Here is a 17,146-nt window from a genome sequence, read left to right as displayed (position 1 = left end):
TGGATGAAGTTACATTATGATGTTCAATATCCACAGCAATTTGAACAAAACAGTTGGGAACAACTGAAACAGTTTACCGATGCTCGAATTGCCTTGGGGCGCACAGGCGGAAGTCTTCCGACTCGTCCACTGTTAGAGTTTCAATTGGCCCATGCCCAAGCCAAAGATGCTGTATTAAAACCGCTTGATATTGAATTATTAAGCCAGCAACTTAAGCAGCAGACCATTCCTTTTGTGCAAGTCAGTAGTTGTGCAGCCGATAAGGATACCTATTTGAAACGTCCTGATTTGGGGCGAGAACTTTCGGCGACTTCAAGGCAAATGCTTACAGCTATGCAATCTGAGCAAACACAATATGATGTATTAATTGTGGCAGGTGATGGTTTATCTGCACGTGCGATTGAAGATAATGCGGTGAGTTTTATTGCTAAAATGTTAGAAGCGTGTGCTCAACAAGGTTGGAGCATCGCCCCTATTGTTATCGCAACAGGCAGTCGGGTGGCTTTGGGGGATGAAATTGCCCAAATTTTAAATGCGCAAATGTTGGTCATGTTGATTGGAGAGCGCCCAGGCTTGAGTTCTCCAGATAGCATGGGTATTTACTATACATGGCAAGCACAAAAAGGCTGTCATGATGCCATGCGTAATTGTATTTCGAATGTGCGCCCAGCAGGCTTAGATGAAGTCACAGCGGTGCAACGCCTTGTTGCCCTCATGTCGAAGTCCAAACAATTACAATTTTCTGGTGTGAATTTAAAGGATGAACATGAAATGGTGATTGAGCAGGGGCAACCCCAATTGCTACATGGAATTTTTTAAAAAAGCGAGATCCTACTCTACAGAAAAGAAAGCTAAGTTATTTTTCTATAGATAATTTACAAGCGCTCACGATCAAATAATGCTTTGTCACACAATCTTATAGTTTTTGTTGTTAGTATAAAAATTCAACAAGGGATGAGTTTTGTGAGGGGAACATGGTACATGATTTCAATAAACCGCCTCATGTCACGAGTGCTGAAGAAATAAGACAAAAAAAACGCTTACCAGTGTACATGCTAATCTTAGTCGGTATCTTTTTCTTGGCACTTGTGGTCTATATGCTTTCAAGCGGAACGCCAAGTTAAGAATGTGCAACGGGGAAAGTCTTCGAAACACTGTGAGAAGACGGGGTTCGATGCAATAATTCGGGGTGGATTTGCTTGAGTTAAGCAGATGATTTAACTAAATGATTTTTTTATTCAATAAAAGCTCTAGCTCAATAAGCTAGGGCTTTTTTGCTATTGGAATGTGCCCTTTTGTTGTAATTCTGCATATGAGTGTTGATTAAAAAAAGTACAAATCCTAAGGTGATTAAGTACCTCCATGCTTTTATGAATACAACAACAATCAAGCTCCTAATGGAGTCGGTTATGAACAGAAATAAGAAGAGGGAATAGACATGAATGAGTTTTTTGAAGGGGGAATGAGAACCCCTGAAATGAATGGAATGTATTACTGGGATCAGTTGCATCCAATTTTGTCTGCTGTTGCTATTTTACTTATTGGTTGGGTGATTGCTTTAGTGATCGCTGCGGCAGTGAAGAAAGTATTATCTAAATTAGGCACCAATCAAAAGCTTTCGGGTGCAACGGGACATCGTTCCAATATTGAAAACATCGTGTCTAGAATTGTCTTTTGGATTGTATTGCTGATCGCCGTGATTGGTGCATTGAATGTTTTAAATCTGACCAGCGTCAGTGGTCCATTTAGTAATATGATTCAGCAGTTCTTATTATTTATTCCTCAACTTTTGGCAGCGGCAGCCGTTGCTTTTATTGGTTGGATTTTTGCCAACTTAGTGAAAGTAGGACTGAAAAAATTATTGGATCGAACTCAGCTCGATGAAAAATTGAGTGAAGATGTAGGTGTCAGTCCAATCAGTCAAAATATCAGTGAGATTGTTTACTGGCTGATTCTATTGCTATTTTTACCGGTTGTTCTGTCGATTTTAGGTTTAAATGGTTTGCTATTCCCAATTCAAAATATGTTAAATGAAGCCATTTCATATTTACCGAATTTATTTATTGCCATTGTGATTGTTTTTGTCGGCTATATTTTGGCAAAAATTGTTCGAGGTATTCTGGAAGGCTTGATACAAAGTTTAGATCTACAAAAACAAGCGCAAAAAATTGGATTGTTTAAGAATTCGAATTTAGCTCATGTACTGGGATCATTTGTCTTCGCCATTATTATTATTACCGCCTTAATTATTGCATTTGAAGCCTTGGGTATTGATTCAATTTCGCAACCCGCAACAGCTATGTTGTACGAAATTATGAATGCGATTCCGCAGATTATTGCGGCTGGGCTAATTTTGATTATTGCTTATGTGGTTTCGCGTTTTGTGGCAAATCTGGTGGTAGATGTAGTTTCTGGAACTGGCGTGGATGATATTCCTGCCAAACTTGATCTACAGCGCTTTTTAGGCACTACGAAAATTTCATGTGTGCTGGGTTATCTGATTGTATTCTTTACCATGCTGTTTGCGGTGTCTGAAGCAGCCAATCGCTTGGGCTTAGAGCAGGTTAGCCTACTGATTTCCATGTTTATTCAGTTTGGTGCCAATATTCTATTAGGCGCTGTCATTTTAGTGATTGGATTTTGGTTGGCCAATTTGGTGGCAAATATTGTACAACGTGGTGAATATCAGAGTTCGCTTTGGTTAGCCAATTTGGTTCGTGTGCTCATTATGGGATTGGTCGTTGCCATGGGCTTAAGAGCAATGGGAATTGCCGATTCAATTGTAAATCTGGCATTTGGTTTAACTCTGGGTGCTGTCGCTGTGGCATTTGCACTGGCATTTGGTTTGGGAGGTCGTCAACCTGCGGAACGTATTTTGACTGACTTGATTGACTGTGCGAAAAAGCAGGCCAAAGAACCTAATCCTCAACCGAAAACGTCGACACCAATGGCATCTACACAGGTCAAGCCACAAACCGCTGAAACCTCACCTACAGATCAGGTTGTTCCAGATGATCTATTGGTCGATCCTGAGCATAAACCGTTGAATAACCCATATGGTTCTACGGGAGAAGCTGAAGAAGATGTCGATATTCAGCCAAAAGATGACCCGAAATAACGTGTTTAATGTTAGCAAGATCGATCATGCTTAGGCGGGTCGATCTTGTAAATGAGGAAAAATGATGAAAATTAAAAGACCAAATACGATTATTGCCCCAATCATTATTGCAGGAATTACCTTCGGATTTTTAGTGAGTGCCTATAAATTTATTTTTGCCCAACAATCAACACAAGCGAATGCCACTGAAGAAGAGGATCCCTTAAAACAGGAATCCTAATATTTTATGCTGAAATAGTCGCATTTTAAATTTGGTTGTGCTATTGATAGAAAGTGTTCAGCATCATTTAGTATTTAGTTTAATACTGCTGACATATTTCTGAATTAAATTTAGAACTAAAAATAGATAAGGAAGGGAATGACAATGTTAAAATTCTTATTAATCCGTTTAAATGCATTGACTAAAGTTGCGAATACAGAAGAGAATTTAGATCGGATGCAAAAAGCGATTGAGCGTGTGCATACCAATCAACAAGTGTATTTATTGCGTACGGACTATTTAGAGTAAAGGTTGATATTTCATCTATCACTTGAAATTTGGGTCAAACAAAAACAGGCAGCAGAAATCATCTGTTGCCTGTTCTTGTTTGAGAAAGATTAAACATATTGCGAAGCAGCATGTGCTGATGACCATGCCCATTGGAAGTTGAACCCTCCCAAATGTCCTGTGACATCGAGTATTTCACCCACAAAATATAAGCCTTTTTGCTTTTTACTTTCCATGGTTTTTGATGAAACCTCAGTAGTGTCTACACCGCCTAAAGTGACCTCTGCGGTACGATAGCCTTCTGTCCCTGATGGTTTGACTTCAAATGCATGTAAGCGCGTTGCAATGTGCTCTAGTTTTTCATCCGACAATTGGCCAATCGCAGTTTCAGCCAGTTCAGGCCAAATGAGGTTTTGCAGTTCAACCACCACGCTTTTAGGGAAATGCTCACCCAGTAAAGTACGCAGTAGGGCTTTAGGTTGACTCTGTTTTTTCGCTTTTAAGTAATCTTGCAAATCTACGCTTGGTAGAAAGTCAATTTTGAAACTTTGTCCCACATCCCAATAATTTGAAAGCTGTAGCGAGCTTGGCCCACTGAGTCCTCGATGGGTAAATAAAAGAGCTTCGGTGAAAGAATTTAAATCATTCGATAAAGTTGCATCGACCGCGTTGCCACTTAAGCGAGTGGTTACTTCTTTAAAGCTGTCCGAGAAGGTGAAAGGCACTAAACCTGCACGAGTCGGATAAACATGATGACCAAATTGTTTCGCAATTTCATAACCAATGCCTGACCCTCCCAAGGTTGGAATGGACAAGCCACCCGATGCAACCACGACAGATTCAGCTTCAAAATAACCCAGTGTAGTGGCAATTTGAAAACCTTGCTCATCAAGTGCAGTGATAGCCTTCACTTCACAGTTGGTTTTAATATCGACCAAACCTGTTTTTTCACACTCATTCAATAGCATGGCTAAAATCTCTTTAGCACCATTGATGGTGAAGAGTTGACCATGTTTACGTTCTTCATATTCAATGCCGTACTCACAAACGAGACCAATAAAGTCCCAATTGGTATAGCGGGTCAGGGCTGAAATTACAAAGTGCGGATTATGTGAAATAAAGTTGCTTGGCTCGACATAGAGGTTGGTAAAGTTGCATTTACCACCACCCGACATGAGAATTTTTTTGCCGACTTTATTGGCTTTTTCTACCACCACGACTTTACGTCCGCGTTGAGCTGCCATATAGGCTGTCATTAAGCCAGATGCACCTGCACCTAAAACTAAGACATCATATTGATTTGTGGACATGACACACTCACGGGAGAATAAAGCAGGGCATTATAGACCATCTTTTTTGCTTTTTCAGGACTATCTAAAGAGCGGCTAAACGACCTTGAAGCCCGCCAGAATGAATCACTAAAATGCGATGATCTCGTGGAAATGCACCTTGTTGAATTAAATCGGTTAAACCCAACAGCATTTTGCCTGTGTAAATCTGTTCCAGTGGAATGTCATATTGCTGCTCAAAGTCTTGAATAAATTGCAGTAGTTCAGGCGTGGTTTTGGCATAACCGCCACAACAATATTGATCGGTAATTTGCCAATTCCGTTTTCGGGTGAGTTGCTTGATTTCTGTGCTCAAGAAATCTCCTTTGAGCGCGGAGAAACCCAAAACTTGTTGTTGTGAATGACTGGCTTCAATTAACCCCGTGATCGTTCCTCCTGTACCGACTGCACAACAAATCAGGTCGTAATTTTGTTGATCTTCATCAGAGAGAATTTCTGTACAACCCTGAATGGCAAGGGCATTTGTCCCTCCTTCAGGAATCACATAATAGTCAGGGTAATCTTGTTGTAACTGTGCTAAGTAGGCTGAGCTTTGCTTGTGACGATAGGCTTCTCGCGTTACAAACTGCAACTGCATACCAAATCGTTGCGCCGTATGTAGAGTTGAGTTTAAGGGTTTACTGGCTAGCTCTTCACCTCGAATAATGCCTAGACTTTCAAATCCAAATAACTGTGCTGCATAGGCAGTCGCAGCAATATGGTTGGAATAGGCTCCGCCGAAGGTCAGCAGTTTTTTATAGCCTTGTTGCTGTGCCGCTAACAGGTTGTATTTGAGTTTAAAAAATTTATTACCTGAAATATGTGGATGAACCAAGTCTAAACGTTTGATGCTGATCTCAAATCCTTCGACAGTAATTTGCTGATAGGGAATAGTTTGGGCAATTTGGTCAAACATAGAATTTTTATCAACTCGGCTTAGAGCATAGTGTAAGTGAAAATAAATTTTTTCTGCACAAGATTAATGTTGTGCAGAGTGGGTATCGACTGAACTAATTACGGACATGCCAGGACGTAGGTTTTTAATACCCATTTGATTCGGGTCAATCGCAATACGTACTGCAATACGTTGTACCACTTTGGTAAAGTTACCTGTAGCATTATCGGCTTTAAGCACACTGAACTCTGAGCCAGCCGCAGGGGAAATTTGCTCGATATGACCTGTAAATTTTTGATGATTGAGGGCATCTACCGTAAACCACGCTTTTTGCCCAATTTTCATGTTGGCAATTTGAGTCTCTTTAAAGTTGGCAGTGACCCAAGTTTGTTGTGGAATCAGATAGAGCAACTGTGTACCTGCCGCTACATATTGTCCCACGCGTGGGTTGACTTCACCGAGTTGGCCATCCATCGGTGCAATAATGCTACTGTAGTTTTTGGTGGTTTGGGCTTGATCCAGTTGTGCCGCAGCATTTGTGACTTGTGCCTTCAAACCTGTTTCAGCCACTTGTGCGGTTTTGAGCGCTTCTTTTGCCACCAAGACATTGGCTTGCGCCTGTTGTAATAGGGCTAAATTATTTTGCGTATCTGCAATGGCTTTGTCTTGTTCTGATTTAGATGCTGCACCAGAGTCTCCTAACTGTTGATAGCGCTGTTGTTGTGCCAATGATAGTTGGTAGGCTGTTCGCGCTTGTTCGACTTTAGCTTCTGCTGCGACAATATCGGCTTTACGCTGTGCAATATTTTGGCTTTGATTGGATAGGTTGTTTTTAGCTTGATCTACTCCAGCTTCCGCCTGCGTCACTTTCTGATCATAAGTTGTGGCATCAATATGCATCAATACTTGGCCTTTTTTGACGTGATCAAAATCACTAACCAATACATCTTTGACGTAGCCGTTAATTTGAGATGATAACACCGTGGTTTTGCCTTTGATGTAGCTGTTGTCAGTAGACTCAACTGCACTGTCAAAAGGTCCAATTTTCCATGCCCATAAAATAATACCAATACCGATGATCAGTACTAACAACATCAAAATCAAGGTACGCTTCGCTGTTGGAATCAGTTTGCTGGATGGAGGCGTAGGGGGTGCTGTTGCAGTTGGCTGTTCAGTCTCAGGCGTATTTTCAGAAGTTACATTTGTTTCAGCGGGAGCTACTGGTTTTTGATCATCAGACATAACAATTTCTCAAATAAATAGGGAGCGGTGGCATTAGGTTTGACCGATTTTCGCTTGTTGCCGCAGTTGGTATTGATTCCGTGCAATCAGGAATGTCCCCCATAGCAACAGCAGCATGGCGACAATGCCATTGAAGCTAATCACATCGTTATAGGCACGTACTTGGGCCTCTCGAGTTACCACTTGATTTAAGTTTTTTAAGGCTTGTTGTTGTTCTAATTGCTGATCGAGGGTGTAACGTTGTGAGCTTTGCTGATAGATTAAAATTCGTTGAGCAATTAAAGGGTTGGTTTCTGGGAGCTGCTGAATGATTTCGGCACGGTAGTTTTGGGTTCGAACCTGTTGATAGGTGGAATAAAAGGATGAACCGACTAAACCACCAAAAGTTTGGGTTGCTGAAAAAAGTACAATAAACGTGACAATATGGGTGGGGCCTTTTTGCATGGCACTTAAAATTCCTGTAACCAGCAATGGACCAATAAATACGCCACTGGCAAAGCCGACCAAAAATTGGCTGCCATAAAAGTTGGAAGGACGAACATCGCTAGTGAGATGGAAATCCAGTCCACAAGCAATCAATACCAAAACTTCGGCTAACAGCAAGTGCCAAATAATCCGTTCACGTGAAAAGGTGATCGCACTAAATAAGGTTCCAGACACAATGCCTAAAAAGATCACTATATAGAGCGGAACAAATTGATCGGGTCCCATGCCCATGGTTTTGAGAAAACTTACCGCAGCATAACTTTGCTCTGACATTAAGAAGCGAATTGCAAAGGCACCAATGATAAAACGCACCGTGGATGATGTACCCAGCCAACGGGTCATAATCAGTGGATTGACCCGATAATGCTCATAGACCAAACCAAGCACAATTAGGCTGAATCCTGCAATTAAAAGGTAAGCCAGCCATTTCACATCAAACCACCACAAGATTGGTCCTTGGGTTAACACGATACACAAAAAGGCAAAACCGGGTGCAAGCAGAGCAAAGGTGAAAAAGTCCTGTTTTTCAAAAACAGCTACTCTTAAACTGCGGGGTAATTTAAGAGACACCACCATTGCGAAACAGCACAGAGCTAAACCAATTTCAAAGGTGTATAGGACATTCCAGTTATTCACATCAATGAGGTATGGAGAAATGATCCACGCCAAGGGAATACCGAGCTGTTGAAAACCTAAAGCCAAATAGATACTGCGACCAAAATCCTCTCGCTTAAAGGCTTGCATAATGTAATACATACCTAAAGAACTGAGAGGTGCTGCAACCATGCCGCTAATAAAACGTACCAACACTGCCATTTCAAAGGTATGCACAAAGACATGTAAAACCAAAACCACAATAAAAATGAGTAGGCCAATTTCAGAAAAGAGACGTAAACCGTATTGTTGGCGGGCTTTAAACAAAATTAAGTTAGAACTGACGTTTGCCATGACATAAGCAGCAGGAATCCAAGCCACTTCAGAAGGAGTGAGTCCATATTCACCCTGAATTAAGGGCAAATTCGCGGTAATAAAACCATTACTCAGACTCGCAGACAGTGCGATAAACAAGCCAATACAAAAATATAGAATACGTTTGGTATTGGAGTGAGCAATTACGGCTGGGGAACCAGGTAGGGTTGGCTTTTCTTCAGGCGTCCAGTTTGGCGCAGGTTCGAGGAGGCGTGGGGGCTGTGTCATGATTGGAGCCCCTTATGATCGAATACCATTGAGGAGTAGCTCAATCGCACGTTGCGCAAGTTGTTGTTGCTCTTTATCAGTCAGTCCTTGAAATGAAGTCCTTAAAATAGCCGTAATCATGGCGTAATCTTTTGTGGTCAAATCGGGGCGACACACGCCGTGCTGAATGGCTTGATCAATCAAAGGCTGTAAAATTGCATCGCGACGTGCGTAAATATCGACCATGATGGGATCATCACGATCAATCACCCGCCAATATTCCATCAGTGCGGTTAAATAAGGTAAGTTGTAGACATGGTTTTCAATTAAACGAATAAAGCCATCGTCATACTGAGAAAATGCTTCAGCACGGAGTGCAAGCCGTTCCAAAGCTTGTTCCATAAGTGCAATCGCCAACGCACGACGGTCTTCAAAATTACGATAAAAAGTTGCTCGTCCGACGTTGGCTGCATCAATGACCATTTGTAGCGGTGCATTTATCCCATGAGTGCGAAAAACCTGAATCGCGGCTTCGAGTAATTCTTCACGGTTTTGTGCAGCACGCTGTTGACGACTGGTCATGGTGATTATTTCATTTGATTTGGGAGTACTATAATTTAACGGACAAAAATGTCCGTTGTAAATATTCAGTCCTGTAAGATTTTGTAAGTGACTTTATAGGTTTCTAATTTAATTTGCTTATATTATTGTTTTTACTATATATAATTAATATTTTTAAAAGAAATTAAATACCTTAAAACTGCTCATGTCGAAGGATAAAAGTTGTAACAAAGTTAATAGGACTGGAAAAATAAAAGTGCTATGCTGAATAAACAATAAGAAAGAAAAAAAGGGGATGTGATGAACAAAATATCCTTGATGCTGATCTGTATTCTGACAGGGTTGCTCACAGCTTGTGATGCAAAAGATGAGCTGAATAAACCTCAAACGATGGTTAGAACCATGGTCATTGGGGGAGTGCCTGTAGCTGATCATGATTATCAATCGGTTGCGCGTGACCAAAGGTCTCATGTCGATCATTCGCAACCTTAGTGTGATAGGTAGCTTGATGAGTTTCACTGAACTTGAGAAGGCAAGAGTGATTCAAAACAGATGAAACGAAAAAAGAGCATCAGAAAGACGCTCTTTTTTTTAATCTAAATGATTAGTGGAAAACCGCTTCTAAAGCCTTTAATCCAACTTTAGGATCGAGCAAACCATTATAGATTTCAGGGATGTCTCGTTCTACGCCGAAAAATTCATAGATCGCAAGCATGGCGCCGCGTACAGAGTATTCGACAGTAAAGACCACATCATCTTCAATTTCTACAAATTGCCCCAAGAATGCAAAATTCTGGGCTCCTTTGGGAATCACGAAAGGACGATCTCCAGATTTACGGCAAGCAAATAGGGCTGACGCATACGGCATCATGACTGTTGTGACCTCAGTGTTAGCAAGTACGTGTTCTAAGATGTCCTCGAAACCTAATTGATGAATTAATTCAGTCAAAATTTCTTTGCCTGTACATGCGCTCATAGGTTTAGCGATGTAGTCACCTTGATGATCTATTTGGAAACCATAACCCCATATGGTAAAAGTCCCTTGTGGCAAATTGGCAAAGTGGGGTTGTGCGGGAACCACAATCGACAAATGCCAACCTGATTCAAACCATGTCATTAACGCACCTGTACCAGGTTGATTGCCTGTATAGTCAATAATCCGTTTAAGCAGTACATCATCTTTCATGGTTAGCGTGAATGACTCCCACTTGTGTTCATCTACATTGCCATAAAAACTCATAGGGCGTCCAAAATCAGGTGCTTTTTTGGAAAGCGTTTCCCATAAACGCCAACCATGATCTTGGCGATCTCGAATTAATGCGGGAACATCATCATTACTGCCATAACGTGAGTCGGCAGTGATTGAACCCAATGTAAAAATGGCAAGATCATGTTGCTTTAGCTCTATTTCTTCTTTGCCTTCAGGTAATGTGACATAAAGTTTGGTCGCACGACGCTCTTGTGTGGTTTCATCCGTACTAAAATCAGCATCGGTGACATAATTGCCAAAGCGCACATCAACGCCTTGTTCAACTAACCAACGCTGTAACGGCAGAATCATCGAATCATATTGATTATATTTGGTTCTTTTTACCCCAGCCAAAGTATGAATGCGAGGCAGTTCTTGAATAAAGCGTAAGAAGTAACGTCTTAATTCAGCTGCGCTATGCCATTTTTGAAAGGCAAAAGTGGTTCGCCACATGCGCCAAAAATTACTTTGAAAAAAAGATTCATCAAAAAACTCATCAATACGGCGGCTGCCAATGCGCTCTTCTTTTGATGCTAATAAGCGTAGCATTTGAGCTCGATGCAAATTACTTAAACCTAATTTTTCCGCATCTAAAATATTATGCTTGGCGTCAATTAATCGTGCATTGGCGTGGGTTTTCACTTGCTCATTAAACTCACGACATTCTTCACGTACAGAAATGTCTGGGTTTTCTAAAGAGGGAATACTCGAAAATAAATCCCATAAACATAAATAGGTTTCATCAGTCAGCATCCGTCCACCACGTGTAACCCATGCATGTGCAGCTTCAGGAGTTTGACCACCATCCATCGAGCCACCCGAAAGGTTTAATTCTTCTAGTATATGAATGTTTTGGGCAGGGACTTGCGCATCACGAATGGCAAAGGCTGCTGCTGCCATACCTGCAATGCCACCCCCCACGATCCAGAGATGTGTGTGTTTAGCGTCGAATGTTTTTTTATTCGGCATGATCAACCCTCTTGTGTCATTTTTATCAGAAAGTAAATTAAAACCATATTTTTAGTATGTGATTGTTGGTGTAAAAATACTAGGAAAGAAATGTGAAAATTTAATGTGAAATTTTGATTAAAAAAATGGTTTTATGGGGAAAAAAGCAATTAGATTAAAATGTAAAATTCCTGTGTTATAATTTTAAGTATATGATAATAAATATTATATTGAATAATTAATCTAATTGAGCTCATTGTTTTGGCATTAATAAATACTTTACATGTGTATTTAAATAACAACACTAAAGGGAACAGAGGCGCTTGAGATAATACGATTTAAAGTGTTTTTTATTGCGCTAAACACATTTTTTGATAGGTTTTGGTGCAAATTTTGTCTAAAATAATGCACCCATTTTTATCCCAATGCATCGAGGTGCGCTTTGGAATCGCTCATTATATTAGGTTCAATTACCTTAGCTTTAATGTTAGGCGCAATTAGCCCTGGGCCGACCTTTATTTATGTGGCGAAAAACTCAATTGCGATTTCGCGTAAACACGGTTTGTTTACTGCATTGGGTACAGGAACAGGTGCAGCGTTGTTCGGTTTATTGGCGGTGATGGGTTTACAAGCCATTCTATTAGCCGTGCCTTCGGCATATCTCGCTTTAAAAATCTGTGGTGGTTTATATTTACTTTGGCTGGCATTTAAAATTATTAAGCATGCTAAGGAGCCAATGGAAACCACGAATGGTGAAACAGCTCCAATGAGCTATAAACAAGCGTACCGATTGGGCTTAATTACACAAATGAGTAACCCAAAAATTGCGATTGTGTTGGCCAGTATTTTCACCGCTTTATTGCCAAAAGATATTCCGACCTATTTTTATGTCGTATTACCGATGTTGTGTTTCTTTATTGATGCAGGTTGGTATTCATTGGTGGCAGTTGCTTTGTCAGCAGAAGGTCCACGGAAAGTTTATTTAAAATCGAAAGCGATTTTTGACCGTGTAGCAGGTGGGGTTATGACTTTACTTGGGTTAAAACTTATTTTTGGAATGAAGTAACAGTTTTACACCGTTGACCCTCTCCTAAACGGAGAGGGTGGTTCAGTTATAGACTAGTCCTTAAAATGCACAGGAATCCACTGATAGCTTTTTCCATCTACTGAATAGATGTGTCCAATTCCTGGGAATGGTAAATGTGGTGCAGCAATGGTTTCCCCATTTTTTGCATATCCAGCAAACTGCTTTAAGCGGGTCGCAACGGCCTGTTTAGGATCAATATCGTATTCAATAGCGGTTTCAGGTTTATCGAATTGCACAGTATGTGAATGCACAATATCACCAATAAATACCACCGTTTCATCTTTCGTTTTTAGCGCATAACTGAAGTGCCCTGGGGTATGTCCAGCAGTATTTATTACATCAAAACCCTGAATCTTATCGCCAAGTTTGTAAGTTTTAAAACGCTGTTTAGCTTGATAAGGGGCTATAGCTTGCTGAATTTTTTCTACAGTTCCTAAGTAGCCTGCTTGTTTCTCTTTCGGTAGTTTTTCGACTTGCTTTGGATTGAGCCAGAAATTGGCTTCATCATTTGATACGTAAACTGTGGCATTGGGGAAGTTGGCAACACCATTTTTGCTGATCCCACAAACATGGTCTGGGTGTAAATGCGTAAGTAAAATCGTATCGACTTGTTCTGGTTTATAGCCAGAAGCCTTTAAGTTGTTTACGACTGAACCTAAATGTGAACCAAAACAGCTCGCAGCTCCGCTATCCACTAAAACCAGTGAATTGCCTGTATTGACTAAAAAGGCATTGATAGAGGTTTGTATGCCTTTAGCTTGGTCGGCATAGTATTTCTTTAAAATATCATGGACTTCTTTTTCAGGCAGATTCTTAAAAAGAGTCGGTGACATAAAGTTTGTACCATCAAGAAGAGCAGTGATTTGCACATCACCCGCTTGATATTGGTAATAACCAGCGATTTGTTTTTGCTGTTGAATTGGAGCGGGTGGAGAAGTGGCAAATGCAGCATGATTAATCACACTTGCGCAGATGAAAGTTGCAGCAATATATTTATTCATTGGGATTCATATATAAAATTATAAAGTCCTTTATTTTTAACATGTAAATGATTTCACAGCAATTTAATGACTCTGTTTTAGACATTAGATTTTCAAGTTTAAAGGCGGATGTTTTATTTTGCTATTGAGGGATAAAGGGCAATTTATATTCACATAAAAGTAATACGCATCATGTCCACAGTAAAAGAATACGAATGACGATGCCAATTCAAAGACAATAAGATTAAAAAATAGCAGAATCGTTCAAGACTCAAACAACGCTATGATAAAGAATGTTTTTAAGCATGGATTGTTACTGCGATAGCTCATTAAAGTGTCGATGGACAGATGCAGAATGGTTAAGAAGCGAAAGATTCATTTGAAGGTTCGGTCAGTGAAAGCATAAAGAACTAACTTTATTTGAAATAATGGGTTGACACTATTTTTTCTAATTCACTCAAGTATGAGTCAGCGATATAAAACAGGGATTAAGGGATGACAAGTTTACAAACAATGAAAAGTCTAAAAGATGTCGTATCTGAAACGGAATGGGAAGCACGTTGCCAGCTTGCTGGCTTATACCGTTTAATTGCACATTTCCGTATGACAGATTTAATTGATACACATATCAGTTTGCGTGTACCTGATGAAGATGGTCATTTCCTCATTAATCAATATGGTATTCCATTTGAAAAAATGACGGCTTCGCATTTGGTTAAGATTGATTATGACGGTAATACTGTCGCAGATTATGACCAAGGTAAAATGGTGAATACGGCTGGCTTTGTGATTCATTCAGCCATCCATCATGCACGTAAAGATGTGCATTGCGTCATTCATACTCACACAGCAGATGGTATTGCGGTTTCTGCTCAGAAACATGGTTTATTACCACTTTCTCAACATGCCCTAAAATTTTATAACAAAGTGAGTTATCACGAATATGAAGGCGTGGCATTGTGTACAGAGGAATGTGAGCGTTTGGTAAAAGATTTGGGGCAAAATCGTGCCATGATTTTACGTAATCATGGATTATTAACCACAGGTGATAGCATTCAGCGTGCTTTCCATGAAATCTATTTTTTAGAGCGTGCGTGTCAGGCACAAATTAAAGCCATGGCAGGTGGAGCAGAGTTACATGTTCCGTCAGAAGCGGTACGTCAACATACTGCACAACAATTTGAGGCGGACATTATTGAGATGGTAATGCTGAAAGCATGGAATGCTGCGCTTTCTCTGATTGAAAATCAGCGTGATGAATACTGTTCCTAAATCATAAAAATATTGAACGCTTTGAGCAAACTTGATTCATGTTCTGGTATTTTAGACATGAATTCAGTTTGCTCTAAACGGATGAACCTATATTCGAGTAAGTAATTTATATAAATAATTTTTTATCATTTGGTTTGCCCTCCATTCTGCTTAATTCAGTATTCATTTCAAGCGAATGCTTGGTTTCAAATTCAAACATGAAGAATGTGTCATTATTCGATTAATTTTAAACAGATGTAATATGTGATTTTGATGCGACTAAGCAGATGCAGAAGTTATTCAAGTAAAATCTTGGGTAAAAACTGTAATATAGATATTTTCAATGATGCAGAACAGATTAGAGCGTATTTTTAACATTGAAATTTTGATTTTTAGCTTTCCACCCCTTTGTTCTAACATTTTGTTGGTGATGAGTAATAACCAATGTGCCGATTGTAGACATTCTCTGCGCTAGTTCACTGATGATTTTTCCCTTCTTATTTAAAGTCAATTTTTTATCCCTAATCTGAATCATTTAAAAATTTACGCGAAATTTACGCAGCTGACTTTTTTCAATATAGAGAATTTACGCCCTCAATTTCCATACTAATGATGACCTATTTTAAATGGCATTTGCTATGTGGGAATTTATTACTGTATTTGTCTTTTCATTGTTGCTGGCTTATCCGCTTGGTGCTTATCTTGCGGATGTGATGCAAGTCAAGCCAATGAAAAGTGACCATTTTTTTAAATGGATTGAGCAACCGATTTATGCGGTACTCGGCGTCAAGCGCAGCGGGATGAACTGGCGACAATATTTGGGTGCTTTTGTTCTGAGCAATATTTTATTGCTGGGGGTAAGTGTCGCTATTTTAATGACTCAAGCCTGGTTACCATTGAACCCAGACCATATTCCCAATATGAATTGGGACTTGGCTTTACACACTACTATTTCCTTCCTGACCAATACCAACCAACAGCATTATTCTGGGCAGGCACAATTGTCTTATCTATCACAAATGACCGTGATTGTAGGATTGCAATATTTGTCGCCAATAATGGGGCTTGCCTTACTGGTCGCCATGTTAAGAGCATTATTTTTACAATCAGCCCAAGCAGAAGACTCAGAGCAAAACAAATGGAATCGCATTAATCTGGGCAATTATTGGATGGATATCATCCGTCCCTTATTTCGATTCTTCATTCCACTAGGATTTATTTTTTCTTTGCTGCTCACTTTTCAGGGTGTCCCTGCAACCCTTTCTGCGGGTCCAATAGCGCAGGTTTTAGAGCAAAGCACAGAAGTCAGAACTCAACATATTCCATTGGGTCCCGTTGCCCCGATGGTGGCGATTAAACAACTGGGTAGTAATGGTGGTGGTTGGTATGGACCAAACAGTACTGTGCCTTTAGAAAATCCAACCCCATTGTCCAATGTGATTGAGATGATTGCGATTTTACTGATTCCACTTTCAGCGGTGTTTATGGTGGGACGCTTTATTCAACGTAAAAAACTGATGTGGATGATTTTTGGCAGCATGTTGTTGATGTCTTTGTCTTCAACACTATTCACCCTGTGGACAGAAAAATCCTCATTAATTCCAAATATGGCATGGATGGAAGGTAAGGAAACTCGCTTTGGAGCCGAAGCATCTGCACTGTGGGGCAGTTTGACCACACAAGTGAATAACGGCTCGGTCAATATGATGCATGACTCGGCTTCACCCTTAACGGGATTGGTTGAACTGTGCAATATGCTGATCAATGCCATTTGGGGCGGGATTGGTTGTGGGCTATTACAGTTCTTTATTTACCTGTTTCTGGCAGTATTTATTGCAGGCTTGATGACAGGACGTACTCCTGAACTATTTGGTCGAAAAATTGAAGTCACTGAAATTAAGTTATTAGCGTTGGTGATTCTATTACAGCCTGTGGTGATTCTTGGCTTGACGGCCATCGCCATTGCTTTTCCATCCATGACAGGGACTTCAAATCCAGCTTTTCATGGCATTAGCCAAGTGTTTTATGAGTATGTTTCTGCCTATGCCAATAATGGTTCGGGCTTTGAAGGTTTAGGCGATAACACTTTATGGTGGAACCTAAGTGCCAGTGTGGCGTTATTGGCAGGGCGTTATAGCGTGTTGATTATCCCTGTTTTGATTGCAGTGAGTTTAGCAACCAAACCGCAAGCAGCCGAAAGCAAAGGTTCTTTACAGATCGAATCTCCAACCTTTGCCCTGACTTTAATCGGGATCGTGTTGATTCTGACCTTGTTGCAATTCATGCCAGTGTTGGTGATTGGGCCAATTGCTGACTATTTATCGATAAAAGTTTAAGC

At 40.3% G+C, this 17,146-nt stretch carries 15 protein-coding genes; 8 read left to right on the top strand and 7 right to left on the bottom strand.

Annotated elements, in window-relative coordinates; all coding sequences use genetic code 11:
- Positions 1–3: 3 nt before the first annotated feature.
- From eutC to I593_RS20315, 4 genes are all read left to right on the top strand, one after another.
- A complete protein-coding gene (gene eutC / locus I593_RS02510; RefSeq protein ID WP_016166008.1) occupies positions 4–819 on the top strand; it encodes an ethanolamine ammonia-lyase subunit EutC in 816 nt (271 codons plus the stop codon).
- Positions 820–1,438: 619 nt separating this feature from the next.
- Positions 1,439–3,118, top strand: a complete 1,680-nt coding sequence (locus I593_RS02505) for a mechanosensitive ion channel (RefSeq protein WP_016166006.1) — start codon at positions 1,439–1,441, stop codon at positions 3,116–3,118.
- 64 nt (positions 3,119–3,182) lie between these two features.
- Positions 3,183–3,338, top strand: a complete 156-nt coding sequence (locus I593_RS20590; protein ID WP_016166005.1) for a hypothetical protein — start codon at positions 3,183–3,185, stop codon at positions 3,336–3,338.
- A gap of 144 nt (positions 3,339–3,482) precedes the next feature.
- Positions 3,483–3,626, top strand: coding sequence for a hypothetical protein (locus I593_RS20315; protein WP_154653724.1), 144 nt, complete (start codon positions 3,483–3,485; stop codon positions 3,624–3,626).
- Between the two features lie 89 nt (positions 3,627–3,715).
- On the opposite strand, the gene I593_RS02500 is transcribed toward I593_RS20315, so the two are convergent.
- The 5 genes from I593_RS02500 to I593_RS02480 form a co-directional block, all read right to left on the bottom strand.
- Positions 3,716–4,915 carry a BaiN/RdsA family NAD(P)/FAD-dependent oxidoreductase gene (locus I593_RS02500; protein WP_016166003.1) on the bottom strand — a complete coding sequence of 400 codons (1,200 nt, stop codon included), beginning with the start codon at positions 4,913–4,915 and terminating at the stop codon, positions 3,716–3,718.
- Positions 4,916–4,979: 64 nt separating this feature from the next.
- Entirely contained in the window at positions 4,980–5,849 is an 870-nt protein-coding gene (locus tag I593_RS02495; RefSeq protein ID WP_016166002.1) for a 1-aminocyclopropane-1-carboxylate deaminase/D-cysteine desulfhydrase, read from the bottom strand.
- Positions 5,850–5,912: 63 nt separating this feature from the next.
- Entirely contained in the window at positions 5,913–7,070 is a 1,158-nt protein-coding gene (locus I593_RS02490) for an HlyD family secretion protein (protein ID WP_016166001.1), read from the bottom strand.
- A 33-nt stretch (positions 7,071–7,103) separates the two neighbouring features.
- The gene (locus I593_RS02485) at positions 7,104–8,753 is read right to left on the bottom strand and encodes an MFS transporter (RefSeq protein WP_016166000.1); all 1,650 of its coding nucleotides are present in this window, start codon (positions 8,751–8,753) and stop codon (positions 7,104–7,106) included.
- Between the two features lie 12 nt (positions 8,754–8,765).
- Positions 8,766–9,314 carry a TetR/AcrR family transcriptional regulator gene (locus I593_RS02480; protein WP_016165999.1) on the bottom strand — a complete coding sequence of 183 codons (549 nt, stop codon included), beginning with the start codon at positions 9,312–9,314 and terminating at the stop codon, positions 8,766–8,768.
- Positions 9,315–9,593: 279 nt separating this feature from the next.
- Between I593_RS02480 and I593_RS02475 the strand changes: the two genes are divergently transcribed.
- Positions 9,594–9,785, top strand: coding sequence for an NF038215 family lipoprotein (locus I593_RS02475; protein ID WP_016165998.1), 192 nt, complete (start codon positions 9,594–9,596; stop codon positions 9,783–9,785).
- Between the two features lie 112 nt (positions 9,786–9,897).
- Here the strand turns inward: I593_RS02475 and I593_RS02470 are convergent, their stop codons facing one another.
- Positions 9,898–11,511: an oleate hydratase gene (locus I593_RS02470; RefSeq protein WP_016165997.1), complete on the bottom strand. Its 1,614-nt coding sequence runs from the start codon at positions 11,509–11,511 to the stop codon at positions 9,898–9,900.
- Between the two features lie 463 nt (positions 11,512–11,974).
- Between I593_RS02470 and I593_RS02465 the strand changes: the two genes are divergently transcribed.
- Positions 11,975–12,556 carry a LysE family translocator gene (locus tag I593_RS02465; protein ID WP_171069569.1) on the top strand — a complete coding sequence of 194 codons (582 nt, stop codon included), beginning with the start codon at positions 11,975–11,977 and terminating at the stop codon, positions 12,554–12,556.
- A gap of 53 nt (positions 12,557–12,609) precedes the next feature.
- On the opposite strand, the gene I593_RS02460 is transcribed toward I593_RS02465, so the two are convergent.
- A complete protein-coding gene (locus I593_RS02460) occupies positions 12,610–13,578 on the bottom strand; it encodes an MBL fold metallo-hydrolase (RefSeq protein ID WP_016165995.1) in 969 nt (322 codons plus the stop codon).
- Positions 13,579–14,052: 474 nt separating this feature from the next.
- Between I593_RS02460 and I593_RS02455 the strand changes: the two genes are divergently transcribed.
- Together I593_RS02455 and kdpA are read left to right on the top strand one after the other, a co-directional pair.
- A complete protein-coding gene (locus tag I593_RS02455; protein WP_016165994.1) occupies positions 14,053–14,829 on the top strand; it encodes a class II aldolase/adducin family protein in 777 nt (258 codons plus the stop codon).
- A 617-nt stretch (positions 14,830–15,446) separates the two neighbouring features.
- Positions 15,447–17,144, top strand: a complete 1,698-nt coding sequence (kdpA, locus tag I593_RS02450) for a potassium-transporting ATPase subunit KdpA (RefSeq protein WP_035302204.1) — start codon at positions 15,447–15,449, stop codon at positions 17,142–17,144.
- Positions 17,145–17,146: the final 2 nt, after the last annotated feature.

The organism is Acinetobacter tandoii DSM 14970 = CIP 107469, assembly GCF_000400735.1.
Taxonomy (GTDB): domain Bacteria; phylum Pseudomonadota; class Gammaproteobacteria; order Pseudomonadales; family Moraxellaceae; genus Acinetobacter; species Acinetobacter tandoii.
The sequence above is the reverse complement of the archived record's forward strand: the minus strand, read 5'-3'. Positions and strand labels throughout refer to the sequence as shown.